The organism is Pseudoduganella flava (assembly GCF_007830495.1).
GTDB lineage: Bacteria > Pseudomonadota > Gammaproteobacteria > Burkholderiales > Burkholderiaceae_D > Rugamonas > Rugamonas flava.
The window spans coordinates 456,773-481,968 of sequence record NZ_VLKW01000002.1 but is presented as its reverse complement, the minus strand read 5'-3'; the positions used below and the strand labels follow the sequence as shown (position 1 = coordinate 481,968).

Sequence of the window (25,196 nt, the reverse complement as noted above, 5' to 3'; positions counted from 1 at the left end):
GGCGACCTCGGGGCGGATTGACGTACGGCAATTCTATCGCCCGAAGCTGTCATTTCCCTGAGGAAAGGCTGACAAATTCCTGACAGCGCGCTGTCTGTTGCGGAAACGCAGCGTCAGCGGGGGAAGCGTACCGTGAAGAGTGCCCCCTGGCCGCCCGCGGCCGTGCCGATCATGACGGTCGCGCCATGCGCGGCGGCGATGTCGCGCACGATCGCCAGGCCCAGGCCGCTGCCCTCTTCCTGGCCGTCGAGGCGCACGAAGCGACTGAACACGGCCTGCCGGCGCGCGGGGGGAATGCCGGGGCCGGAGTCCTCGACGGTGAACACGCCGGCGTCGCCGTCCTGCCGGCAGGCGACGGTGACGGTGCCGCCGGCGGGCGTGTAGCGCAGCGCGTTGTCGACCAGGTTGTCGACGAGATCGCGCAGCAGGAAGCGGTCGCCCCGCACCGTCGTCGGTGCCAGCTCGAAGCCCAGGTCGATATCCTTGCGCGCGGCCTGCTCGACGAAGTGCCGGATCGTCTCGGCCAGCAAACCATCCAGCGCCAGCGGCTCGAGCCGGGTGCGTTCGAAGCGTGACGGTTCGGCGCGGGCCAGCGCCAGCAGCTGGTTGACCTGGCGCGTCATCCGTTCGCTGGCAGCCCGCATCATCTCCAGCGCCCGCGCGGAGTCCGGGTCGGCATGCCGCCCTGCCAGCACGTCGAGCTGGACGCGCAACCCGGCAAGGGGCGTGCGCAGCTGGTGGGCCATGTCGGCCAGGAAGTTCTGCCGGGCGCTCGCATCCGCGCCGGCCCGCTCCAGCAAACCGTTCAGCGCGACGACAACGGGCTCCAGCTCATCGGGCACGGCGGAGGTGGGCACCGGCGACAGGTCGTCCGCGGCACGCGCCTTCAACGCCGCGCGCAGCCGGTGCAACGGCCGCAAGCCGTTGCTGACGGAGTACCAGATCAGGCCAATGGACAGCGCCGTGAACAACGCTTCCAGCAGAACCAGCGCGCGGACGATCGCCGCGCGCGCTTCCTTCCGCTGGCGCAGCGTCTTCGCGACACCGACCGTCGCCTCGCCCCGGCGCAGCAACACCATCCGCACGGGTTCGTCCCGCATCGCGGCATCGAACGCCTGCTCGCGCGGCGCTGGCGTGGGAAAGTCCGGATCGCCGGCCAGCAAGCGGCCATCGGGCCCGCGCACGGCGAAGTAGACGGCGTCGGCCGGATCGCTGCGGAGCACCTGCTGCGCCTGCGGCGGCAGGTCGAGGTGCAGACCGGGACCCTGGCCGGCGAGCCGCGCGGCCAGCGCGCCGGCCGCATCCAGCAAGCCCTGGTCGAAGGCTTGCTGGGCAGGCAGCCAGGCGAGCGCATAGGTCAGCGCGCCGCCGGCCAGGTTGACGAGCAGGATCGGCCCGATCAGCCACTGCAGCAGCCGCACGCGGATGCTAGGCATGTTCCAGCATATAGCCGAAGCCGCGAATGGTGCGGATGTGGATGCCGGCGTCCGCCGTCTTCTGCCGCACGCGGGAGATGTAGACCTCCACGGCATTCGGCGTGACATCCTCGCCATACGGCACGATCGCATCGATGATCTGCTGCTTCGACACGACCCGCGAGCCATGCAGCAACAGGTACTCGAGCACGGCCCATTCGCGCACGGACAGGTCGATCGCCTTGCCCGCGACGGTGGCGCGCCGCGTCGCGGCGTCGAGCACCAAGGTGCCGGCGGACAGCACGGCGGGACGCTGATGCCGCCGCGCCAGCGCCCGCACGCGCGCCACCAGCTCGGGCGCCGCGAACGGCTTGACCAAGTAATCGTCCGCGCCCAGTTCCAGCCCGCGCACGCGGTCCTCGACGGCGTCGCGCGCCGTCAACAGCAGCACCGGCAAGGCACTGCCGCGCGCGCGCAAACGCCGCACCACTTCGAAGCCGTCCAGGCCCGGCAAGCCGATGTCGAGCACCAGCACGTCCGCCGAAACAGGCCCCTGCAACGCGGCATCGGCAGCGGTGCCGTCACGCAGCACGGTCACCGTCATCCCGCTGTTTTCCAACAGGCGGGACAGGCCGTCGGCCAGGACTGTGTCGTCTTCTACAAGGAGGATGTGCATGGGGCTGCGTGAAGCTGGTTGCGAAGGCCGATTATCACGCAAGGTCTTGCCCGGCGCCATAAGCGCAACAGCATTATTGACCGCACATCCAGTCATTGCCCCGTCATATTGCTCAGTCATTATTCGAAAGGAACATTAATTTCCATCCAGACAAAATGCCCCTCCTCCGCCCTGCCATCTCCCTGATGCAGCGCCTGCGCCTGCTCCCCAAATTCCTGCTCATCTCCCTCGTCCTGCTGCTGCCGCTGCTGCTGGCGACAGGCCTGCTGATGACGGAACTGCACCGCTCCGTCGCGCAAACGAGACTGGAGCGCGACGGCCTCGCCTACCTGGGCCGCCTGAACGACATCATCCGCCTGACCCAGCACCGCCGCGCGTTCGAACACCTGCGCCTGACCGCCCGCCAGCCCACCGACGCGAAGGCGTTGACTGACCAGCTGAACCGCAGCCTGGAAACTCTCGACACCTGGCAACGCGACATGGGCGAGCTGGCGAACCTGGACGGCTTCGCGACACTGCGCAAGCATGCCGCGGCGCTGCGCCAGCCGGCGGCGGATGCGAAAGCCAGCCTCGCCCTGCACGACGCCGTCGTCGCGGCAGGTACCCGGCTGGCCCGCACAGTCGCCGACACGTCGCGCCTGAGCCTCGACCCCGAAGTGCGCACCCATCATCTCGCCGCTGCCGCGTTGACCACGTTCCCGGAAATCGTCGACAGCCTGGCCGCGATCGCCGGCCAGGGCGGTGCCTTCATCGATACGGGCCTATGGGCGGGCAACGAGGATGCGCAACTGAACGCGAAAGCCATGCTGGCGCGCCATGCGCTCGAAGGCGTGCCGGACCGCTATGCCGCCATCTACGCCGCCTATCCGCCCGCGCAGGCCGCACTGGGCGGACCCGCAGCAGCGGTGCCGGCCGCCGTCGCATTCATGGACCGCACACGGGACGAAGTCACCAACTCGTTCAACCAGACGTCGGGTCCGGCCTTCATGAAAGCCGGCCTGGCCGCCGTCGACGGGCTCTACGCACTGCGGAGCGCGTCGGCCGGCGTGCTCGACAGCCTGCTGGCCGAGCGTGCCGCGCGCGACGCGTTACGGCGCGACCTGGTCCTGGCCATCGTCTGCATCGCGATCGCATTGGCCGGCTGGCTGCTGGCCGGGTTCTACCGTTCGTTCGCGCGCGATATCGGCCAGCTGAATGCCGCCGTCCGGGCCGCCGCCGGTGGCGACCTCAGCGTGCGAGTCACCTCGCCTGCCCGCGACGAGACGGGGGCGCTGGCCAATGCGTTCGGCGCGATGCTCGTGACGCTCGAGGCCCTGGTGGCCGACGTGCGCGGCAGCGCGCTGCGGATGGCGGCCACGGCGGACGAGCTGGCGGGCGGCAGCGCCGACCTGTCCGCGCAGACGGGCACGCAGGCCCAGGCCCTGTCCGTGACGGTGACGGCGATGCACCAGCTGACGGGTGCTGTGCAGCACAACGGCCGGCACGTGCAGCAAGGCGCGGCATTGGCACAGGAAGCCAGCGCGGTTGCGCACGAAGGCGGCGCCAGCGTGGCAGCCGTCGTCGGCAAGATGGGCGCGATCCATGCCAGCGCCCATCGGATCGCCGACATCATCGGCGTCATCGACGGCATCGCGTTCCAGACCAATATCCTCGCGCTGAACGCAGCCGTCGAAGCGGCGCGGGCGGGCGAGCAGGGGCGCGGGTTTGCCGTCGTTGCCGGCGAGGTGCGCAGCCTGGCCCAGCGTTCGGCCGCCGCCGCGCTGGAGATCAAGAAGCTGATCGGCGACGCCGTCACGAACGTCGAAGCGGGCAGCGCTCTCGCGGACACCGCCGGCAACACGATGGAACAGGTGGTCGCCTCGGTACGCCAGATGGCGGACATCATCGCGCGGATCGGCACGGCCGAGGCGGGCCAGCGGGGCGAAATCGCAGCGCTGGACGAGGCGCTGTCGCAGATCGACGAAATGAACCGCCGTAATGCCGGGCTCACAGTTCAAGCCTCTGTAGGAGCAAGCCGCATCCAGGCCGAATCGGCCTCACTGAACAGTGCACTGAGCCGTTTCAGGCTGTCCGGTACGGCAGTTGCAGGATGCAATGTTCGCTGCCGCACGGATAGCCCCGAAAATAGCGCCGGTCTTGCAGGCAGTCATGGCGGCAGAGAAAAGGCCCCTCCAAAGCAGGCGTTAGCGCCTATCGTGCGCCAGACAAAAACACGGCATGCTAGACAAAAGCAAGAATCGGTAGGAGTGCGCTGACAAATTACCATCTTACGAGCCTACAGCAGGTCGGAAACAGGTCTTATGTTCGTAACCTACATAGGAACTTAAAGTACTACCAACGCGATCGGCATTGCAGTCCTTACAAACATAAGCGCCGGCGCGTCCCCCTGTACTTAAGCTTGTGAGGATAAAATGAACAACACTCAACTTGGCGTTTCCGAAAAGTCCCCGCTGCCTCCCTTCAGCGTGCGGGAAACCCGGCCGGTTGTCAGCTACAGCGGTACGCAGCAGAACGAACTGCTGGCGGCGCTGCCTCGCCATGTACTCGAATCGCTGTTCGAACACCTGGAGCTCGTGCAGCTCCCGTTCGGCAAGGAGCTGTTTGAATATGGCAGCAAGCTCGAGAACGTATATTTCCCCACCACCGCCATCATCTCGCTGCTGTACGTGATGGAGGACGGCGCGACGACGGAAATCGCCGTCGTGGGCCATGAGGGCGTCGTCGGCGTCTCGATGTTCCCCGGCGAACGCGCGATGTGCACGGCTGTCGTGCAGAGCCCGGGCTACGGCTACCGCCTGAAGGCGCAGGCGCTGCGCGACGCGTTCAACCAGGGCGGCGCCCTGCCCCAGCTGCTGATGCGCTACAACACGGCGCTGTTCGCGCAGATGGCGCAGAACGCCGTCGGCGGCCGCCACAGCTCGATCGAACAGAAGCTGTGCCGCTGGCTGCTGGACCGGCTGGATCGCTCGCCATCGAACGAGCTGAAGGTCACGCAGGAAATGATTTCCATCATGCTCGGCGTGCGTCGCGAAAGCATCACGGCCGCTGCCGGCAAGCTGCAGGAAGACGGCCTGATCACCTACCGCCGCGGCAACATCACTGTGCTAGATCGTGAGGGTCTGGAACGCTATGCGGGTGAGTGCTATAAGGTGGCGAAGACGGAATATGATCGTCTGCTCGTTGACGTAGCGGGATGCTGAGCGGCTGCGGCGCCGCCTGAACGGCGGCGTCCTTCAGCGGAATCCGCACTTCGATACACGTGCCCTTGTCGTTGCGGCCGCGCCGGATCGTCAGCGAGCCGCCCAGCAGCAGCGCCCGTTCGCGCATCCCCAGGATCCCGTGCGACATCGGCTTCGCGAGCGTATTGGCCGCGATGCCGATACCGTCGTCGATGATCCGCAGCACCAGCCCTTCATGCGTGCGCTTCAACGTGACGGACACGCGCGACGCCTGCGCATACTTGCGGATATTGGTCAGCGATTCCTGCACGATGCGGAACAGCGCGATCGACAGGCTGGCGTCGCCCTCGCGTGCAATCGCGTCGACTTCCGGCCCGATCTCCGTCTCGCACGGCAGTTTCGTCATGCGCGCGAAGTCTTCCGTGTAGCTGTCGATCGCCGCGCACAGGCCCAGGTTGTCCAACAGGCTCGGGCGCAGGTTCTCGACGATCCGGCGCTTCAGTTCCACCGTGTCCACCAAGGTGCCGCGGGCGCGCTTCAGTTGCGCCGCCAGTTCCGGATGCGTCTCCTTCAGCTGCTGCATCACGGCGCCGATGTCCATGCCGATGGACGTCAGGTTCGCGCCCATCTCGTCGTGCAGCTCGCGCGACAGCCTGACCTTCTCTTCTTCGCTGATGCTGATCAGGTGGCGTGACAGCACGGACAGCTGTTCCGTCCGCTGCGCCACCATTTCTTCCAAGTTCTCGTTCGATTGCTGCAGCTTGTGCTCGACGGCGGCCTGGTTGACGAAGCTGCGCCGCACCAGCTGGTAGAACATCACGAGGACGAGGATCGCCACGCCATTGATGCCCATGCCCAGCACGAGCGCCTTGTGGTATTCGTCGTAGAAGCGGGCACTGCGGGCGGCCAGCGTTTCGTTCTGCTCCTGGATCATGATCACGGTCTGCAGGCGGATCTCGTCCATGCCGTTGCGTTCGTCCGCGTAGCGCGAAATGTTGACGATCTCGTCCAGGCCGCCATGGTTGTAGACGTCGACCGTCTGGCCCAGCATCGCCAGCTTGCGGCGGACCAGCACGTTCAGCTGGCTCAGGTTCTTCAGTTGCGCGGGATTGTCGGCCAACAGCTTTTCGAGCTGGCGGAATTCCGCCTCCGTCTCGGCCGATACCGTCCTGGTGGGCCCCAGGTACACCTCGTTGCCGGAGATGAAATAGCCGCGCATGCTGCTTTCGGCATCCTGCACGAGCACGTCGAGGTATTGCAGGCGTTCGGCCACGCGCGAGCTTTGCAGCACCTGCGCGTTGGCGCGCTTCAGCGCCTCGAGATTATGAAAGAGAAACAGACCGTTGACGATGAGGATCAGTGCGCACGTAACGCACAATACGGTCTTGTAGAGAGGCAGCCGGTGTTGCGGTGCTGCTTTCACTGTGAAGTACATCCTGAAGCATCCTTCGCTGACGCGGGGCGGGCAGGCCATTATAGCCCGGCTGTTGCGTCAATGCTTCGGGGAAATCCTACCTGAGAGCACTATTTCCCGACAGAACAACGCTCTCGTAACATATGCTTACCAAAATGTCGAAACTGCCAGTCCCGACGACGGCGGTCTCCCAAAAAACACCGCCGGACGCGCCGGGCACCGTGCTGGACGGGCCCGCCGGGTCCGGCGGTGCGGGAAGTCCTTCGAAGCTGCCGGTCAGTCCAGCAGGTTGTTCTTCATCGCGTAGTACGTGAGGTCGCTGTTCGATTGCAGCCCCATCTTTTCCATGATGCGGGTGCGGTACGTGCTCACCGTCTTGATGCTGAGCGACAGCGCCGTGCCGATATCGGACACCGTGGCGCCCCGCGCCAGGCGCAGGAACACCTGGAATTCGCGGTCGGACAGTTCCGTGTGCAGCGCCGTGTTCGGGTCGCGGTCGAAGCTCTGCGCCAGCAGTTCGCCGACCTGCGAGCTGACATACCGGCGGCCCTGGTACACGGTGCGGACGGCCGTGATCAACTCGTCCGCCTCGCATTCCTTGTTCAGGTAACCGTTCGCGCCCATCTTGAACAGATTGAGCGCGTACTGCTGGGCCGGATAGCCTGACAGGATCAGCACCGGCAGATCGGGCTGGCCCTGGCGGATCGTGCGCAACGTGTCGATGCCGCTCTGATCCGGCATCGCGATGTCCAGCAACAGGACGTCGCAAATCTCGCGACGGGCGATGTCCAGCGCTTCGCGGCCGGTACTGCCTTCCGCGACAACGGAAAATTCTTCCGATTGCGAAAAGATCTGCTTGAAGCCTGCTCGTACTATCTGATGATCGTCACAAATGGCAACGCGTATCATTGTTTTCCCTCGTATATCCCTAGCTTGGGAAGCTCGCCGAGCGTTTTCGAATTCACTAACAAAATTATAACGTTGATATTGTAACACCAATCATTTAACGTTCTAACCCGTTGTCGCGCCTACATGTGACGGCGACGTTGTGAAATTAAAGAGTTCGAGACATCGGCAGACGTTGCACTTATTTCAACAAACCAAGTATCGCCAACAGTTCGTTGCGGATCATTTCCCGGTCCAGTGGCGGTGGCGCCGGCGGCGTATCGTTATCATACGCTTCCTGCGGGTCGTTGCCACGACTGTCCAGCTTATTGCGTGCGCCACTGATCGTGAAGCCCTGCTCGTACAGCAGCTCCCGGATCCGGCGGATCAACAGTACTTCGTGATGCTGATAGTAGCGGCGGTTGCCGCGCCGCTTGACGGGCTTCAGCTGTGTGAATTCCTGTTCCCAATAACGTAAAACGTGCGGCTTCACGCCGCACAGCTCGCTGACCTCGCCGATCGTGAAATACCGCTTGGCCGGAATCGGCGGCAAGCTGACCAGTTCGGTCTTGCTGATGCGATCGTTCATGCCGACCCTTTATCAGGCTGCGCGTGCCAGCGCGGCACTCTCTTCCACCATGCCCTTCAGCTTCTGGCTGGCATGGAAGGTCACGACGCGGCGCGCCGTGATGGGAATCTCTTCGCCCGTCTTCGGGTTGCGGCCCGGCCGCTGCGGCTTGTCGCGCAGCTGGAAATTGCCGAAACCGGACAACTTGACCGCCTCGCCACGCTCGAGCGCGTTGCGGATCTCGTCGAAGAAGGTCTCGACCATATCCTTTGCCTCGCGCTTGTTCAAGCCGACCTGTTCGAACAGCAGTTCCGCCAGTTCGGCCTTCGTCAGCGTGGGCAAGTTCTTTTCAGCTTCCTTGCGTACCTTGGCAACCTGCATGGCGCTGTGCAACTCGGCATCCAGCGCAGATTGCAATACCGCGGTGTCGTTGTTGTTAATTTTGCTGCCCTGCCTTTACAAAGAACGTGAGTCCGGCACGGCCGGACTCGCTTGGTGAACTGAATGTTGACTATTTTGAATGAATGCTGCGGTGCACGGAAGTGTTACACCCGCTTTACTGCCGCGCTTAAGCCCTGCCTAAGTTACCGGCAACAACCCGGCGGGACCATGATCCAGTGAACCATGACCCAGTGAATCATGACCAGTGAATTGACCACTAAGCCCCGGCAAGCGCGGGCAGTTCCCGCGCCGCCGCCCGCGCACGGGTGGACTCACCTTGCCGGCCGCGTTACTTCCGGACTTTGGCGCCGAGTTTCTGCGTGGCTGCATCTGCCAGCGAGCCCATCAGCGCATCGACGATTTCGTCCTGCAGGGTTGTTTGAGTATCTTGCAAGCTAAAGCGGAAAGCAAGCGATTTTTCGTCAGCCTCCAACCCTTTGCCGCGATATTCATCAAACAAAACAATGGCTTGCACGATGCGCCCATGCTCGCTGGCCTGCACCGCGCCGGCGAAAGCGTCGAGCAGCTGCTGGGCTGCCACGTCGTGCTTGACGACCAGCGCCAGGTCGCGCGTCGTGCCCGGGAACTTGGAGATTTCCGCGTACGCGGGCACGTCCCGTTGCTGAAGCGCAACAGCATCCACCTCGAACACCACCGGCGCTTTCGGCAGGTCGTATTTCTGCAACCAGCGCGGGTGCAACTCACCGACGAAGCCGATGACCTTGCCGTCCAGCTCGACCGATGCGGCGCGGCCCGGGTGCAGCGCCGGGTGCTCCAGCTTGGCAAAGCGCAGCGTTGCCGGCGCAAACAGCGCTTCCAGGTCGGCCTTGACGTCGAAGAAGTCGACGTCGCGCGTCGGCAAGCCCCACTGCTCGTCCGCCTGCGGGCCGTAGGCGATCGCGCCCACGCGTTGCGGCTGGTCGTAGCCGGCCACCGTCAGTGGGCCGTCCGTCACCTGCGCATCGCGCTTGTACACGGCGCCAACCTCGAACACGCGCACGCGCGGCGCCTTGCGGTTGACGTTGTAGCGCACGTTGGCAACAAGGCTGCCGATCAGCGACGAACGCATCACGGACAGCTGGCTGGCGATCGGGTTCTGCAGCTTGATCGGCTCGGCATTGCCGTTGAAGTCCAGCTCCCACTGGGCTTCGACAAAGCTCATGTTGACGACTTCCTGGTAGCCCAGGTCGGCCAGCTGGTGGCGCACGGCGAAGATCGAGCGGGTGTTTTCCGGCGCGATACGCATCGTGTTCTCGGCCACCGGCGGCTTGGCCGGGATGTTCTCGAAGCCGTACACGCGCGCCACTTCCTCGATCAGGTCTTCCTCGATCTCGATGTCGAAGCGGTAGCTCGGCGCCGTCACGCTGAACACGCCGCCGACCTTCTCGTCCACCTCCAGCGTGAACGGCAGCGCCAGGCGCTTGAAGATGTCGGCAACGACCTCGTCCTTCAGCGGCACGCCGATCACCTTCTGGGCGCGCGCCGTGCGCATCGTCACGGGCTGGCGCTGCGGCAGGTTGACGATCTGGTCGTCGACCGGGCCCACTTGCGTCTCAGGCGTGCCGCAGATCTCGAGGATCAGCGCGGTGATGCGCTCGATGTGCTCGGGGATCGTCGCGTAGTCCACGCCGCGCTCGAAGCGGTGCGCCGCATCGGTCGAGAAGTTGTACTTGCGGGCCCGGCCCTGGATCGCGTCCGGCCACCAGAACGCCGCTTCCAGGTACACATTGGTCGTGTCCAGCGACACGGCCGTCGCATCGCCGCCCATGATGCCGGCCAGCGATTCCAGTTCCTTGTCGTCGGCGATCACGCCGACCCAGCCGTCCACCGCGACAGTGTTCCCGTTCAGCAGCTTCAGCGTTTCGCCCGGCTTGCCCCAACGTACGTCGAGGCCGCCATGGATCTTGTCCAGGTCGAACACGTGCGAGGGACGGCCCAGCTCCAGCATCACGTAGTTCGAGATGTCGACGAGGGCCGACAGCGAGCGCTGGCCGCTGCGCTCGAGGCGCTGCTTCATCCAGTCCGGTGTGGCGGCCTTGGCGTTCAGGTTGCGGATGACGCGGCCGGCAAAGCGCCCGCACAGGTCCGGCGCCGACACTTTCACCGGCAGTTTTTCGTCGATGTTGACGGCCGCGGGTTTGCTCTGCGGCGCCTGCAGCGGCGAACCCGTCAGCGCGGCCACTTCGCGCGCGACACCCAGCACGGACAGGCAATCGGCCTTGTTCGGCGTCAGCTTGATCGTGAACTTCAGGTCGTTCAGCGCGTAGTAGTCGCGGAAGTTCGTGCCCACCGGCGCGTCGTCCGGCAATTCCAGCAGGCCGCTGTGCTCTTCGGACAGCTTCAGCTCGCGTGCCGAGCACAGCATGCCCTGCGATTCGACGCCGCGCAGCTTGCCCACTTTGATCTCGAACGGCTTGCCGTCGGCGCCCGGCGGCAGCACGGCACCGGCCATCGCGCATGCCACTTTCAGGCCCTCGCGCACGTTCGGCGCCCCGCACACAATGTTCAGCAACGTACCAGTGCCCACGTCGACCTGGCACACGTTCAGGCGGTCGGCGTTCGGATGCTTCTGCACTTCGCGCACGTGGCCCACGACGACGTGGGTGAACGGCGGCGCCACGGGTTCCACTTCCTCCACTTCGAGGCCGGACATCGTCAACAGGTGGGACAGCTCATCCGAATTCATCTTCGGATCGACCATCGTGCGGAGCCAGTTTTCGGAGAATTGCATAATCAGCCTTCGAATTATTCTTAGTTGAATTGTTTCAGGAAGCGCAGGTCGCCTTCATAGAACAGGCGCAGGTCGTTGACGCCATAGCGCAGCATCGTCAGGCGCTCGAGGCCGGAGCCGAACGCGAAGCCGATGTATTTTTCCGGGTCGAGGCCGAAGTTGCGCACGACGGTCGGGTGCACCTGGCCCGAGCCCGACACTTCCAGCCAGCGGCCTTTCAGCGGGCCGGAGCCGAACGCGATGTCGATCTCGGCGGAAGGTTCCGTGAAGGGGAAGTACGACGGCCGGAAGCGCACCTGCAGGTCGTCCGTCTCGAAGAAGGCCTTCACGAAGTTCAGGTACACGCCCTTCAGGTCCGCAAAGCTGATGTTCTCGGCGATCCACAGGCCCTCGACCTGGTGGAACATCGGCGAGTGCGTGGCGTCGCTGTCGACGCGGTACGTGCGGCCCGGCGCGATCACCTTGATCGGCGGCTGGTGGCTGCGCGCGTAGCGCACCTGCATCGGGCTCGTGTGCGTGCGCAGCAGCAGCGGCTTGCCGGTGCTGTCGTTGCCTTCGATGTAGAACGTGTCCTGCATCGACCGGGCGGGATGGTTTTCCGGGCTGTTCAGCGCGGTGAAGTTGGTCCAGTCGGTTTCGATTTCGGGGCCGGCGGCCACGTCGAAGCCGATCGAGCGGAAGATCGCTTCCACCCGCTCCCACGTGCGCATCACCGGGTGCAGGCCACCGGGAGCGCGGCCGCGGCCGGGCAGCGTGACGTCGATCGCTTCGGCGGAGAGGCGCTGCTGCAGTTGCGCGTCGGCCAGCGCATCACGGCGCGCGGTCAGCGCGGCTTCGATCTGCTGCTTGGCGGCGTTGATCAGCGCACCCTGTTCTTTTTTCTCCTCGGGCGCGAGCTTGCCCAGGCCCTTCATCAGTTCCGTAATCTGGCCAGTCTTGCCGAGGTATTTGGCTTTGGCGTTTTCAAGTGCGGCAGCGTCCGGGGCGGCGACGAAATCAGCCTGCGCCGCGGAAATGATCTGTTCGAGGGAATTCATCCGACTGGTTTTCCTATGCTGGAAATTAAAAACGGGGCATAGGTCGTTATCCCCTGCCCCGCTCTTCGCACCGCGGCGGCCGCGGTGCGCAACATCGATCCGCTGAAATTAAGCAGCGATCTTTGCTTTGACGGCGTTGACAATCGCGGCAAACGCCGGCTTGTCCGCCACAGCCATATCGGCCAGGACTTTACGGTCCAGTTCGATAGCGGCTTTCTTCAGGCCATTCATGAAGACGCTGTAGGTCAGGCCGTGCTCGCGGGAAGCCGCGTTGATACGGGTGATCCACAGGGCGCGGAAGACGCGCTTCTTGTTACGACGGTCGCGGTAGGCGTACTGGCCAGCGCGCATCACTGCTTGCTTGGCAATACGGTAAACCTTGCTGCGACGACCGCGGTAACCCTTGGCCAGGTTCAGTACTTTTTTATGACGGGCACGCGCGGTAACCCCACGTTTTACTCGAGGCATAGTAGCTCCTTGGTGAGTGTGAGATTAGGCGGACGGCATCATTGCGTAGACGCGCTGGACGTCGGTCGCATCGATGTTACGGGTGCCACGCAGTTGACGCTTGTTTTTGGTGGTCTTCTTGGTCAGGATGTGACGCTTGAACGCCATACCCGACTTGACGGTACCACCCGGACGCACGCGAAAACGCTTCTTCGCGGAGCTTTTGGTTTTCATTTTTGGCATAACACATCTGCCCTCGCGGGCAGCTCCAAAGTAACAGGATTGCAGGTGGCAACAACACGTCGCGCTTGGGTGCCTGCTTTCACTTGTTGATGCAGCGGCAGCGGGGCCACTACATTTTGCCGCGCTTGGGCGCGGCAAATTCTTGCTCGACTGATACGCTAAAAAACCGGGGTCAGTCCCCATGCGGGGACAGACCCCTGCGGATCGTCAGCCGGCAATTATAGCGCACTTTCAGCGCCCTGCAACGACGTTCGAGGCATAGTCGAAGGAAGCCTCGGAAAACCCGCACAGCGGGATGTAGTTCGGGCCCAGCGCGCGGAATCGTACTTCAGTACGATGAGCACGGTGGACCCGAAATGCGCCCGCTTTGCGGGTTTAGCGACGCTTACTTTTTCTTCTTCGGGGCCATGACCATGATCATTTGGCGGCCCTCCATTTTGGGGAACTGCTCGACGTTGCCATGCGGCTCCAGGTCGGCTTTCAGGCGCTCCAGCATGCGCATACCGATGTCCTGGTGGGCCATTTCACGGCCGCGGAAGCGGAGGGTGATCTTGGTCTTGTCACCATCCTCCAGGAACTTGATCAGGTTGCGCAGCTTGATCGCATAGTCGCCTTCGTCAGTACCGGGACGGAATTTCACTTCCTTCACGGAGATGACTTTCTGCTTCAATTTGGCTTCGTGCGCCTTCTTCTGCTCCGAATACTTGAACTTGCCGTAGTCCATCAGACGGCAGACCGGCGGAACCGCGGTCGGCGCGATTTCCACCAGGTCAACGTTCGCTTCTTCCGCCAGGCGGAAGGCTTCGGCCAGGCTCACGATGCCCAGCGGCTCATTGTTGACGCCGGTCAGGCGCATTTCCGGTGCCGTGATTTCGCCATTGATGCGATGCGACTTGTCAGTAGCTATTGCAGTTTCCTTTAAGAAATATATTGAGATGGCCGGTTACGGAGGATCTCCCTTCCGTCAGGCTTTGTTGGCGACGTCCTGCTGGAGTCGCTCAACCAGGGCATCGATGGACATTACACCCAGATCGACATTGCCCCGCGCACGCACGGCCACAGTATTGGCATCCCGTTCCTTGTCCCCGATAACGAGGATGTATGGCAATTTTTGAACGGAATGTTCACGTATTTTATACGTGATCTTCTCGTTGCGCAAATCAGCCGTGACGCGGAAGCCCAGCTGGCGCAGCTTTGCGGCCAGTTCCGTCGCATATTGTGCCTGGCCATCCGAGATGTTCAGGATGGCAACTTGCACCGGCGCCAGCCACATCGGCAGCGCGCCGGCGAAGTTCTCGATCAGGATGCCGATGAAGCGCTCCAGCGAACCGACGATCGCACGGTGCAGCATCACCGGGGTCTTCTTCGTATTGTCTTCGGCGACATACTGGGCGCCGAGGCGCTCTGGCATGAAGAAGTCGACCTGCATCGTGCCGACCTGCCATGGGCGGCCCAGCGAATCCTTCAGGTGGTATTCGATCTTCGGACCGTAGAACGCGCCCTCGCCCGGCAGCTCCGTCCAGGTCACGCCGCAGGCGCGCAGGCCCTGGCGCAGCGCCTCTTCGGCGTCGTTCCAGATTTCATCCGTGCCGATCCGGTTGTCCGGACGCAGCGCCAGCTTCACTTCGATGTTATCGAACTGGAAGTCCTTGTATACCTCCATCGCCTGCTGGTGGAACGCCACCACTTCCGGCTCGATGTGGGCATGGGTGCAGAAGATGTGGCCGTCATCCTGCGTGAAACCGCGCACGCGCATGATGCCGTGCAGCGCGCCGGACGGTTCGTTGCGGTGGCACTGGCCGAACTCGCCGTAGCGCAGCGGCAGGTCGCGGTACGAACGCAGGTCCGAGTTGAAGATCTGCACGTGGCCCGGGCAGTTCATCGGCTTCAGCGCATAGGTGCGGTTTTCCGACTCCGTGACGAACATGTTCTCGCGGTAGTTGTCCCAGTGGCCGGTCTTGCCCCACAGGCTCGCATCCAGGATCTGCGGTGCCTTCACTTCCTGGTAGCCGTTGTCCTGGTATTTCTTGCGCATGTACTGCTCGACCTGCTGCCAGATCGCCCAGCCTTTCGGGTGCCAGAACACGAGGCCCGGCGCTTCGTCCTGGAAGTGGAAGAAGTCCAGTTGCTTGCCCAGTTTGCGGTGGTCGCGCTTTTCCGCTTCCTCCAGCATGTGCAGGTACTGCTCCTGCTCTTCCTTCTTGGCCCAGGCGGTGCCGTACACGCGCTGCAACATCTCGTTCTTCGAGTCGCCGCGCCAGTACGCGCCTGCCAGCTTCATCAGCTTGAACACCTTCAGCTTGCCGGTCGACGGCACGTGCGGGCCGCGGCACAGGTCGGTGAACTTGCCTTCGCTGTACAGCGACACGTCTTCATTGGCGGGGATCGATGCGATGATCTCGGCCTTGTAGTTTTCGCCGATCGATTTGAAGTACGCCACGGCCTCGTCGCGCGGCAGCACCTTGCGGGTGACGGGCTCGTCCTTCTTGGCCAGCTCGGCCATCTTCTTCTCGATCGCCGCCAGGTCTTCCGGCGTGAACGGGCGCTTGTACGAGAAGTCGTAATAGAAGCCGTTTTCGATGACCGGGCCGATCGTCACCTGCGCTTCGGGGAACAGTTCCTTGACGGCGTAGGCCAGCAGGTGGGCGGTCGAGTGACGGATCACGTCCAGGCCCTCGGGGTCCTTGTCCGTGACGATGGCAACGTCGGCATCCTGCTCGATCAGGAACGACGTGTCGACGACCTTGCCGTCGACCTTGCCGGCCAGCGCGGCCTTGGCCAGGCTGGTGCTGATGTTGGAGGCCACCTGGGCCACCGTGACGGGCGCGTCGAACTGGCGCACGGAACCATCGGGAAGTCGGACTGAAACCATCATGATCTCCAATCGGCACGAGGCCGCTTAATTCAACGAATACAACAACGAGTATGGGGGAAAATCGGGACGAAAAAAAACGCGGACCAGCCGCGTTTTCTTCAGAAGTGCAAAGCGAAAGAAAGCCGAACGACCAGCGTCACTGAGTAAAACCAGCGGTGGTAGTTCGCGGTGTCATAACCGTGGATGCCTTTCTCGCTCTTACATGGTTGAGCGCAATCGCGAGGATTGCTGCTCGGGTGTCTGGTGGGCGGTGAGGAATTCGAATCCCCGACCCCTTGGATGTCGACCAAGTATTCTAACCAGCTGAACTAACCGCCCGTTGTCACTGCTTGAAGCTGCGGCATCACGAGGATGCCACCACTTCAGGTATTGCTTCATCTACTGCTAGATGTACTGCCATGTTCTGGTGGGCGGTGAGGAATTCGAATCCCCGACCCCTTGGATGTCGACCAAGTATTCTAACCAGCTGAACTAACCGCCCAATGCCGAGCATTATAGAGACGCGCAGGCAGGATGACAAGGGCCAGAATGAAATTCCCCCTCGAGAGCCCGGCACGGCTGCGCATGCTATATTGGGCCCCGCATTGAACACCCATCTATGAAACGACTTTTCATCACCCTGCTTCTCGGCCTGCTGTGCCATGGCGCGCAAGCGTGGGACGACGGCACGGCCGCGGAAGCGCGCGCGCTGGTCGACCGGGCCGCCGCGCTGATGCGCGACCTGGGCCCCGAGCGCGCGCTCGCCGAAATCAACAATCCGAACGGCGCCTTCCATTACCGCGACCTGTACGTGACCGTGTATACGCAGCGCGGCCGCATCGTGGCGCACGGCGCCCTGCCGCACCTCGTCGGGCGCAATGCATGGGACTGGCGTGACGCCGACGATCAGTTCTACGTCCGCGAAATCGTCGCGCGCGCCCAGCGCGGCGAAACGGGGCCTGTCGACTACACCCGCGTCCATCCGCGCTCGCGCCAGCTGCGTGTGAAGTCGACGTGGGCCCGGCTTGCCGGCCCCTACGTCATCGCCTGCGGAGCCTTCAAATGAACGCACCGAGCCGCCTGCACGCCCACCTGAAGGGCGATGCGAAATACCGCCACCAGCGCGCCGACCGCAGCCTGGCAATCCTGGCGTGGGCGCTGGGCCTGACGATCCTGTTTGCCGGCGTTGAAGTGGTGGCCGGCTTCCTGTCCAATTCGCTCGCGCTGATTTCCGACGCCGGCCACATGGTGACGGACGCCGCGTCGCTGGGCCTCGCGCTGTTCGCCCAGCTGATCGCCAAGCGCCCTCCTTCGTCGCGTTATTCGTTCGGCTTCGGCCGGGCCGAGGCGCTGGCCGCATTCGTCAACGGCCTCGTCATGCTGGCCGTGGTCGGCTGGATCGTGTTCGAAGCCGTGCACCGCTTCGCCGCGCCGGAGCCCGTGCAGGGCGGCGCGGTGGCCGGCGTTGCCTTCGTCGGCCTGCTCGTCAACGTGCTGGTGGCGTGGGTATTGTCGAAGGACCGCGACAGCATGAACACCCGCGCCGCGCTCGTGCACGTGCTGGGCGACATGCTCGGCTCCGTCGCCGCGCTGGCAGCGGGCCTCGTGATCTACTACACGGGCTGGATGCAGATCGACCCGCTGCTGTCGCTGGTCGTGTCGCTGCTGCTGTTGAAGTCCACGTTCGGCATCCTGCGCGAGTCCGGCCACCACCTGATGGAAGGCGTGCCGGCGCACATCGATTACCAGCAGGTCGGCGCCGACCTCGAAGCGGTGGAAGGCGTCGCTTCCGTGCACGACCTGCACGTGTGGGACATGTCGCCGGGCGAGCCGGCGCTGACCGGCCACGTCGAGGTGCACGACCTGTCGGCGTGGCCGAAGACGTTGAAGGCGATCCGCGCGATGCTGCGCGAGCAGCACGGCATCGATCACGTCACGTTGCAGGCCGAAGTGGCGGGCCGTCAAGGGCGCCCGCCCGACCACGACTGATTACGCGGCGGCGTACGCCAGCCACGCCACGCCGACAGCCAGCGCCAGCCAGATGCCCGCACGGACCAGACGATAACGCTTGGCCGCCAGCGGGCCGGCAATGTTCAGCAGCAGATCGGCAAGCATCCGGGCCCTTCAAGAATAAGTTGCTGCGAAAATGGGGTCTGTTCCCATCTTCCCAAGTGACGGCAAAACCACAGGCACATTCCGGGGTCAGACCCGGCGGGTCTGACCCCAGCTTTACGCCGTTGGTTTGAACGCATGCAGTGCGGCACGCGAGCTTTACACCGCGGATTTTTAAGCGCGCCGCGCTTCCATCACGCCGGACACTTCCGAGATCGCCGCCAGCGCCTTGTGCAGCTGGGCCGTCGAGCCGATTTCGGCGGTGAACGTCATGCGCGCCTGCCCTTTCGCGCTCTGCGTGTTCACGCCGATCACGTTGATCTTCTCGCGCGAGAAGACTTCGGAGATGTCGCGCAGCAGACCCTGGCGGTCGCCGGCCAGCACGAAGAGGTCGACAGGGTACACCGTGTCGCCGCGCGCATTGCCCCACTCGGTGACGATCACCCGCTCCGGCGCCTTGGCGCGCATCTCGGCAAAGTTCTTGCACGACAGGCGGTGGATCGACACGCCCTTGCCGCGCGTGACGAAGCCGACGATCGGGTCCGGCGGCGCCGGCTTGCAGCACTTCGCCAGTTGCGTCATCAAGCCTTCCGTTCCGACGACCAGCACGCCCGACTTTGCGCCCTGCTCCGTCGACGACGCGCGGCTCTTGTTCAGCACCACCTCGTCCTGCGGCGGCGCCGGCTCGGCGTTGTCGTGCAGTGCCTGCTCGACGTGCCGCAGCGAGAATTCGTCCTTGCCGACCGCGAGGAACAGGTCGTCGACCTTCGCGAAGCCCAGCTTCTGCGCCAGCGCTTCCAGGTTGACGGCCGTCTTGCCCTCGCGCTGCAGCGATTTTTCCACCAGCGAGCGGCCGTGCGACAGGGTCTCCTGCATGTCGATCGCATGGAACCATGCACGCACCTTGGCACGGGTGCGGTTGCTGACGGCGTAGCCGGGGCTCAGCCAGTCGCGCGACGGGCCGGCCGTGCCGGGTGCGCCCTTCGCGGTGATGATCTCGCAGGTCTGGCCGCTCTTGAGCGGCGTATTCAGTGGCACCATCACGCCGTCCACGCGCGCGCCGCGGCAGCGGTGACCCACGTCGCTGTGCAGGTGGTAGGCGAAATCGATCGGCGTCGCGCCGACCGGCAGTTCGAGCACGCGCGCCTGCGGCGTCAGCACGAAGATGCGGTCGTCCAGCGTCGCTTCCTTCAGCTTCTCGACCCATTCGCGCTGGATGTCTTCCTGGCCGACGACGGCACCGGCCACGTCGGTCTTCCACGCCAGCAGCTGGCGCAGCCAGGCGATCTTCTCGTCGTACTTCTGGCCTTCGAAACTCGAATTGCCCGCTTCCTTGTAGCGCCAGTGCGCGGCCACGCCGTATTCGGCGAAGCTGTGCATCTCGTGCGTGCGGATCTGCACTTCCAGAGGGCGGCCGTCGTCCGCCGTCACCACCGTGTGCAGCGACTGGTAGCCGTTCGGCTTCGGGCGCGAGATGTAGTCGTCGAATTCCTTCGGGATCGGCGTCCAGATGTTGTGCACGACGCCCAGCACCGTGTAGCACGTCTTCACGTCGTCGACGATCACGCGGAACGCGCGCACGTCGTACAGTTCCGTGAAGTCCAGCTCCTTGCCGCGCATCTTGTTCCAGATGCTGTAGATGTGCTTCGGCCGGCCGAACACTTCGGCCTTGATGCCCGCCGCGGCCAGCTCCGACTGCAGCCGCTCGATCGACTGCGTGACGAAGCTCTCGCGCATGATGCGCTTCTCTTCCAGCATCTTGGCGATGCGCTTGTAGTTCTCCGGCTCGATGAAGCGGAACGACAGGTCTTCCAGCTCCCACTTGACCTGCCAGATACCGAGCCGGTTGGCCAGCGGCGCATACAGGTCGAGCGTTTCGCGGCCATAGGCGCGCGTCATCTCGTTGAACAGCTTCTGGTCGGCGAACCAGCGCAGCGTGCTGCAGCACGACGCCAGGCGCACCAGCACCACCCGCATGTCGGATGCCATCGCCAGCAGCATCTTGCGCAGCGTTTCCATCTGCGCGACGGCCTGCTGGGCGGCGTTCTTGCCGCGCGTGGCGGCGGGCGAATTCTGCGTCAGCTCGCGCAGCCGGATAAGCTGGTGCACGCCGGTGACGAGGTCCGCCACTTCCTTGCCGAATTTCGGTTCGATCGCGATGCCCTGCGTGGGATCGAGCAGGCACAGCTCGAACAGCAGGCCGGCGATGCGGGTGGCCGCGTCGGTGCGCAGCAGCGCCAGCGTGCCGGCGACACCGACGGCGAAATCGAACGCAGGCTGGCCGCTGCTGGCATTCTTGCCGGCATAGGCGTCGCCGGCGAAATCAAGCGCGGCTAGCACCCGCGCGCCGTCTTCCTGCGATAACCCCTGCACCAGCTGATCGGACGTTGCGCTGTTCAGCGCCGCGATGGAAACCATGGATACCTCTACTACTTGCTTCTGAAAAGACAGGAAGCCGTTCGCGACGGCTTCCCTTGTCACCGGGGCCCGTTAACGCTGGGCGGCGACGACGACGATCTCCACCAGGCACGCCGGGTTCGCCAGCTTCGCCTCGACGGTGGCACGCGGTGGCGTGTGGCCCTGGGCGACCCAGGTATCCCACACTTCGTTCATCGCCGGGAACAGCGCCATGTCGGCGATGAAGATCTGGGCCGACAGGATGCAGCTCTTGTCGCTGCCCGCCTCGCCCAGCAGCCGGTCGATATGGGCCAGCACCTCGCGGGTCTGGCCGCCGATGTCGGCGCTCGTGTCTTCCGCGATCTGGCCGGCCAGGTACACGGTGCTGTTATGGATCGCCACTTCGGACAGGCGCTTGCCTACGTGCAGTCGTTTGATTTCCATCTCTTCTCTTTTCTCTTCTACGGGTTCAACAAAAAATCTTCGGCGATCGCGATCTGGTCGTCGTGCAGGAACGTTGGCGCATGGCCGACGCCGGGGATTTCGACGAGCCGGGCGCGCGGCCCCCGTTGTGTCATCGCCTGCGCCGTCGCATGCGACAGCAGGTCCGACTCTGCGCCGCGCACGACCAGCGTCGGGCAGCGGATCGCATCGTAGGCGGCCCACAGCAGGTGTTCGTCGGCGGCCACCGATTCCGGCGTCGCGGCGCGGAACGGCAGCGCAAGGTTCAGGTCATAGTGGCGCGCCCAGGTGCCGTCGGCGTCCTGGCGCAGCACGTCGCGGGCCATCTTGTTCCATTCCTCGTCCGAATGCGGGCCGAACGACGCCGACACGTCGCGCACGAAACGTGCGCCTTCTTCGAACGTGGCAAAGCGCACGTCCTGGCCGATGTAGTCGCCGATGCGGCGCAGCGCGGCCGGATCGAGCACGGGGCCGATGTCGTTCAACACCAGCTTGCCGATCGGGCTGTCGGGCAGCGACGCGAGGCCCATGCCGATCAGGCCACCCATCGACGTGCCGAACCAGGACACCTTGTGGCCGTCCTCCGGCGGCAGCACGCGCGCCAGCAACGTGACCATGTCGCTGACGTACTGCGGAATGCGGTACAGCTCGGGATTGCGCAGCCGGCCGGAGCGGCCGCGGCCGACCACGTCCGGGCACACGACCCGATAGCGGTGCGCCAGCGCGCGCGCCAGGTTGTCGAAATCGTCCGACACGCGCGTCACGCCATGCACGCACACCAGCACGTCCGGGTTGGCCGGATCTCCCCATTCCTTGTAGGCCATCCGGTGCAATCCCGCGGGCGAGATGCATTGCACCGACCTGATTACCGCCTCGACCATCGTAGCTCCTCCTGCCGGGTATTGGTTTTTGGGCTACATTCTACCCTGCGTTACCACTCACCGCTGCGGCGAACGTCGGCGGCAAGTGTAACGCAGCAGATCGGCAACCCGGCAACCGCGGCGGCGCAGGCAACGAATGCCGCCTCGACCGCCTCAACCTATGGAGCAAACCATGAGCAATCCACTTTCGCTGTCCGGGAAAACGGCACTGGTGACGGGATCGACGTCCGGCATCGGTCTCGGCATCGCCTGCGCGCTGGCCGCGCAAGGCGCGAACATCGTGTTCAACGGCTTCGGCGACGCCGCCGACATCGCACGCTTGCAGGAAGAAACCGCGAAGGAATTCGGCGTGCGCACCGTGCACCACAATGCCGACATGAGCAAGCCGGCCGAGATCGAAGCGATGATGGCGTTCGCCACCGAACAATTCGGCGGCGTTGACGTCCTCGTCAACAATGCGGGCATCCAGTACGTCGCCAACGTCGACGAATTCCCCGTCGAGAAATGGGATGCGATCATCGCCATCAACCTGACGTCCGCGTTCCACACGACGCGCCTGGCGCTGCCCGCGATGAAGCGGAAGAACTGGGGCCGCATCATCAACCTCGCCTCGGCGCACGGCCTCGTCGGCTCCGCCGGCAAGTCCGCCTACGTCGCCGCCAAGCACGGCCTCGTAGGCCTGACGAAGGTGACGGCGCTGGAGACGGCGCGCACCGGCGTCACTGTGAATGCGATTTGCCCGGGCTTCGTGCTGACGCCGCTGGTGCAGAAACAGGTCGATGACCGCGCGGCGAAGGACGGCCTGTCGAACGACGCGGCCAAGCACGCACTGCTGGCGGACAAGCAGCCGTCCGGCGACTTCGTCACGCCCGAGCAGCTGGGCGGCCTCGCCGTGTTCCTGTGCAGCGCAGCGGCCAATGAGGTGCGCGGCGCCGCGTGGAACGTCGACGGCGGCTGGGTGGCTCAGTAGCCGCGTCGAACACGGTGCCGCGGCCCTGCGCGTGGAGAATGCGATTACGCCGGGGCCTCGGGGGCACCGCCGCCTGGCGTGACGGCGGCAGCGGCGGCGTTCAGGATGGCCGCCAATGCGGCCGTGTCGACCGGTTTCACCAGATGGTGCTCGAACCCGGCGGTGCGCGTCACGTCCCGGTCGCGCTGCTGGCCGTATCCCGTCACGGCGACCAGCACGGCGCGCGCAGCCGAAGGCATCGCGCGCAAGCGGCCCGCCAGCGAAATGCCATCGATATCGGGCAGGCCGATATCGAGCAGGAACACGTGCGGCGGCGCGATGGCCGCGGCCTCCAGCGCCGCGACGCTGCTGTATAACGCGTTGGCGTCATAGCCCATTGCCGACAGCAAGCCGGCCAGCGCGTCGGCCGCGTCGCGGTTGTCATCGACGACCAGTACCCGCAGCGCAGTGGCGTGACGGGCGGGCACCGCGTCCACTGGCGGCGACGGCCGCGCATCGGCCTCGTTGTCCATGCGCGGCAAGCGCACGACGAATCGGCTTCCCTTGCCATGGCCGTCGCTGTGGGCGGAGATCGCGCCACCGTGGGATTCCACCAGGCTGCGCGCCAGGGCCAGGCCGATGCCCAGCCCGCCCTGGGTGCGGTCGAGCGTACGCTGGCCCTGCACAAAGAGGTCGAACACGCGCGTCACCAGTTCGGCATCCATGCCGATGCCATTGTCCGTGACGATCAATTCCACCACGCCGGCGTGGAGCTGGACCGCTACGGCGATCCGCCCGCCGTCGGGCGTGAACTTGCTGGCATTGGTGATGATGTTGACCAGCACCTGGATGATGCGCTTGCGGTCGCAACTGATCGACGCGATCTCGCCGGGCAGGTCGATCGTCAGCTGATGACCACGCGCCCGCACATGGGGCATCACCTGCTCGGCGGCTTCGTGGACGATGTCCCGCAAGTCCGCATCGCACTTATCCAGGACGACCAGCCCGCGGGTGACCCTGGCGACGTCCAGCAGGTCGTCGATCAGGCCCGTCATGTGACCGACCTGCCGCGTGATCACCGCGGCGGTCGTGCGCACGCGCTGGGCGTCATCCGCCGTGAGCGACAACAGCTGGGCCGCCGCCGCGATCGGCGCAAGAGGATTGCGCAACTCATGCGCCAGCATCGCCAGGAACTCGTCCTTGGCACTGTTGGCACGGGAAAGCTCCGCCACCAGCGCCTCGCGCTCCCGATGCGCCTGTTCGAGCAGGTGGCGCTCGGTGGCGTCGCGCGTGAAGCAGCGGGTATAGCGCAGCCGCCCGTTCTCGAAGCAGCCGTTCGAATTGATGACCACGTGCTTGATCGAGCCGTCGCTGCAGCGCAACCGCGCCGGCACGTCGTACAACGTCTGCCCCGCCTGCAGGCGGACCAGGATGTCGCCGATCACGCCGCTATCGACGTGAAACTTGCCGATATGGTGGCCAACATACTCTTCCCAGCGATAGCCGAGCAGCGCCAGCTCCGCCTTGTTCGCCCACAGGATCGTCCCATCCGGCCCGACCCGGTGCAGCCCCTCCGCGGCGTTCTCGACGAAATCGGCCAGCTCGCGCTCCCGGTGCCGGAGCGTGTCGGCCGCTTCCCTGGCGCGCGCCAGTTCGGCGCGCAGCGCGAGATTTTCCCGCTCCAGTGCGCCAACGCGCAGCTGCACGTCGTGCCGCTCCGCCGCCCCGGCTGGCCCGGATGGATGAACGTGGTCATGCTCGCCGCAGATCTGCTGGAAGGCCCTGGCGTGTTCGCCCGACGGAAACAACCGCCACGGGTACGCGCAGAACAGCGCGAAGCGGCAGCTTTGCGCCAACCCGTTCCACAACTGTTCAAGCCGCACCGCGGCATCGTAGCGGCCTTCCTCGCAAAGCAGTGCGACCATCTCGCCGAACGCATGCACGGGACCTCCGCGCACCAGCGCGCCGCGCACCACTTGCCCGACCACGGCCTCGAAGCGCTGCTCGTCAGGCCAGCCCTCGACGATGATCTGCGCCAGCACCTCGGCCGCGTCCAGCATGACCAGCTCGCCCGTGAACCAGCCGCGCTGGCCTTGCAATGCGCCGAGGCCCATCAATTGCTGGCGCAGCGCGGACAGATGCGCTGGTGTCGCGATGACGATGGCGGTCCCGCCTTCGCGCAGCCCGCGGTCGAGGAAGTCGGCCACTTCCTCCATCAGTACGGCGTCATCCTGGTAAAACCGCACGACGTGGCCGGCCCCAGCTGCGTTTGCATCGGGTATCGTTTTCACGCTGGTAGACATATCGCCCTCTTCAACGGGTGCGGACCCGGGGCCGCGCGCCCGGAAACGGATTGCATATGCATGGCGGAGCATTGTAGCAGTGTTGCCTTCCAGGAAAGCCCGCACGGTAGCTATCGAACATCAAGTGGCCGCTGTTCGCGTCGGCCCGGCATTGCACAAGACAATGCACGCAACCGATAAGTACAAACCACATTGTGGCCAT

General features: G+C 64.6%; 22 protein-coding genes and 2 tRNA genes. 5 read left to right on the top strand and 19 right to left on the bottom strand.

Annotation, left to right across the window (positions count from 1 at the left end):
- Positions 1–113 precede the first annotated feature (113 nt).
- Both IP92_RS06445 and IP92_RS06440 read right to left on the bottom strand, forming a co-directional pair.
- Positions 114–1,436: a sensor histidine kinase gene (locus tag IP92_RS06445; RefSeq protein WP_145873705.1), complete on the bottom strand. Its 1,323-nt coding sequence runs from the start codon at positions 1,434–1,436 to the stop codon at positions 114–116.
- On the bottom strand, positions 1,429–2,091 hold the full coding sequence (locus IP92_RS06440) for a response regulator transcription factor (RefSeq protein ID WP_145873704.1): 663 nt from the start codon (positions 2,089–2,091) through the stop codon (positions 1,429–1,431). Before IP92_RS06440 ends, IP92_RS06445 begins: the two co-directional genes overlap by 8 nt.
- A gap of 155 nt (positions 2,092–2,246) precedes the next feature.
- On the opposite strand from IP92_RS06440, the gene IP92_RS06435 reads away from it, so the two are divergent.
- Both IP92_RS06435 and IP92_RS06430 read left to right on the top strand, forming a co-directional pair.
- A complete protein-coding gene (locus IP92_RS06435; RefSeq protein WP_145873703.1) occupies positions 2,247–4,346 on the top strand; it encodes a methyl-accepting chemotaxis protein in 2,100 nt (699 codons plus the stop codon).
- A gap of 156 nt (positions 4,347–4,502) precedes the next feature.
- Entirely contained in the window at positions 4,503–5,291 is a 789-nt protein-coding gene (locus IP92_RS06430; RefSeq protein WP_145873702.1) for a Crp/Fnr family transcriptional regulator, read from the top strand.
- Here IP92_RS06430 and IP92_RS06425 read toward each other — a convergent pair.
- From IP92_RS06425 to IP92_RS06370, 12 genes are all read right to left on the bottom strand, one after another.
- Positions 5,188–6,648 (bottom strand): CHASE3 domain-containing protein, encoded by a 1,461-nt coding sequence (locus tag IP92_RS06425; protein ID WP_229418659.1) that lies wholly within the window; start codon positions 6,646–6,648, stop codon positions 5,188–5,190. The two genes, IP92_RS06430 and IP92_RS06425, sit on opposite strands and share 104 nt — an antisense overlap.
- A 312-nt stretch (positions 6,649–6,960) precedes the next feature.
- Entirely contained in the window at positions 6,961–7,593 is a 633-nt protein-coding gene (locus tag IP92_RS06420) for a response regulator (protein WP_145873700.1), read from the bottom strand.
- A 178-nt stretch (positions 7,594–7,771) separates the two neighbouring features.
- Positions 7,772–8,158: a MerR family transcriptional regulator gene (locus tag IP92_RS06415; RefSeq protein WP_145873699.1), complete on the bottom strand. Its 387-nt coding sequence runs from the start codon at positions 8,156–8,158 to the stop codon at positions 7,772–7,774.
- A 12-nt stretch (positions 8,159–8,170) separates the two neighbouring features.
- On the bottom strand, positions 8,171–8,518 hold the full coding sequence (locus IP92_RS06410; protein WP_145874059.1) for an integration host factor subunit alpha: 348 nt from the start codon (positions 8,516–8,518) through the stop codon (positions 8,171–8,173).
- Positions 8,519–8,867: 349 nt separating this feature from the next.
- Positions 8,868–11,309 (bottom strand): phenylalanine--tRNA ligase subunit beta, encoded by a 2,442-nt coding sequence (gene pheT / locus IP92_RS06405; RefSeq protein ID WP_145873698.1) that lies wholly within the window; start codon positions 11,307–11,309, stop codon positions 8,868–8,870.
- A 20-nt stretch (positions 11,310–11,329) separates the two neighbouring features.
- On the bottom strand, positions 11,330–12,346 hold the full coding sequence (gene pheS, locus IP92_RS06400; protein WP_145873697.1) for a phenylalanine--tRNA ligase subunit alpha: 1,017 nt from the start codon (positions 12,344–12,346) through the stop codon (positions 11,330–11,332).
- A gap of 108 nt (positions 12,347–12,454) precedes the next feature.
- A complete protein-coding gene (rplT, locus tag IP92_RS06395; protein ID WP_145873696.1) occupies positions 12,455–12,814 on the bottom strand; it encodes a 50S ribosomal protein L20 in 360 nt (119 codons plus the stop codon).
- Positions 12,815–12,838: 24 nt separating this feature from the next.
- Positions 12,839–13,036: a 50S ribosomal protein L35 gene (rpmI, locus tag IP92_RS06390; protein WP_056156036.1), complete on the bottom strand. Its 198-nt coding sequence runs from the start codon at positions 13,034–13,036 to the stop codon at positions 12,839–12,841.
- 385 nt (positions 13,037–13,421) lie between these two features.
- Positions 13,422–13,967, bottom strand: a complete 546-nt coding sequence (gene infC, locus IP92_RS06385; protein WP_145873695.1) for a translation initiation factor IF-3 — start codon at positions 13,965–13,967, stop codon at positions 13,422–13,424.
- 33 nt (positions 13,968–14,000) lie between these two features.
- Positions 14,001–15,908 carry a threonine--tRNA ligase gene (gene thrS, locus IP92_RS06380; protein WP_145874058.1) on the bottom strand — a complete coding sequence of 636 codons (1,908 nt, stop codon included), beginning with the start codon at positions 15,906–15,908 and terminating at the stop codon, positions 14,001–14,003.
- Positions 15,909–16,152: 244 nt separating this feature from the next.
- Positions 16,153–16,229: transfer RNA gene (locus IP92_RS06375), tRNA-Val, on the bottom strand.
- A gap of 86 nt (positions 16,230–16,315) precedes the next feature.
- Positions 16,316–16,392 (bottom strand) — tRNA-Val (locus IP92_RS06370).
- A gap of 117 nt (positions 16,393–16,509) precedes the next feature.
- Here IP92_RS06370 and IP92_RS06365 point away from each other — a divergent pair.
- Positions 16,510–16,956 carry a cache domain-containing protein gene (locus IP92_RS06365; protein WP_145873694.1) on the top strand — a complete coding sequence of 149 codons (447 nt, stop codon included), beginning with the start codon at positions 16,510–16,512 and terminating at the stop codon, positions 16,954–16,956.
- A complete protein-coding gene (locus tag IP92_RS06360) occupies positions 16,953–17,879 on the top strand; it encodes a cation diffusion facilitator family transporter (RefSeq protein ID WP_145873693.1) in 927 nt (308 codons plus the stop codon). Before IP92_RS06365 ends, IP92_RS06360 begins: the two co-directional genes overlap by 4 nt.
- Here the strand turns inward: IP92_RS06360 and IP92_RS30625 are convergent, their stop codons facing one another.
- The 4 genes from IP92_RS30625 to IP92_RS06345 all read right to left on the bottom strand — a co-directional run bounded on the left by IP92_RS30625 (position 17,880) and on the right by IP92_RS06345 (position 21,742).
- On the bottom strand, positions 17,880–18,005 hold the full coding sequence (locus IP92_RS30625) for a hypothetical protein (RefSeq protein ID WP_260070626.1): 126 nt from the start codon (positions 18,003–18,005) through the stop codon (positions 17,880–17,882).
- 171 nt (positions 18,006–18,176) lie between these two features.
- Positions 18,177–20,420, bottom strand: a complete 2,244-nt coding sequence (locus IP92_RS06355) for a RelA/SpoT family protein (protein ID WP_145873692.1) — start codon at positions 20,418–20,420, stop codon at positions 18,177–18,179.
- Between the two features lie 72 nt (positions 20,421–20,492).
- Positions 20,493–20,843: a RidA family protein gene (locus IP92_RS06350; RefSeq protein ID WP_145873691.1), complete on the bottom strand. Its 351-nt coding sequence runs from the start codon at positions 20,841–20,843 to the stop codon at positions 20,493–20,495.
- Positions 20,844–20,860: 17 nt separating this feature from the next.
- On the bottom strand, positions 20,861–21,742 hold the full coding sequence (locus IP92_RS06345) for an alpha/beta fold hydrolase (protein WP_145873690.1): 882 nt from the start codon (positions 21,740–21,742) through the stop codon (positions 20,861–20,863).
- Between the two features lie 172 nt (positions 21,743–21,914).
- On the opposite strand from IP92_RS06345, the gene IP92_RS06340 reads away from it, so the two are divergent.
- Positions 21,915–22,712, top strand: coding sequence for a 3-hydroxybutyrate dehydrogenase (locus tag IP92_RS06340; protein WP_145873689.1), 798 nt, complete (start codon positions 21,915–21,917; stop codon positions 22,710–22,712).
- A gap of 44 nt (positions 22,713–22,756) precedes the next feature.
- Here IP92_RS06340 and IP92_RS06335 read toward each other — a convergent pair whose 3' ends face one another.
- Positions 22,757–24,994 carry a hybrid sensor histidine kinase/response regulator gene (locus IP92_RS06335; RefSeq protein ID WP_145873688.1) on the bottom strand — a complete coding sequence of 746 codons (2,238 nt, stop codon included), beginning with the start codon at positions 24,992–24,994 and terminating at the stop codon, positions 22,757–22,759.
- Between the last annotated feature and the right edge of the window lie 202 nt (positions 24,995–25,196).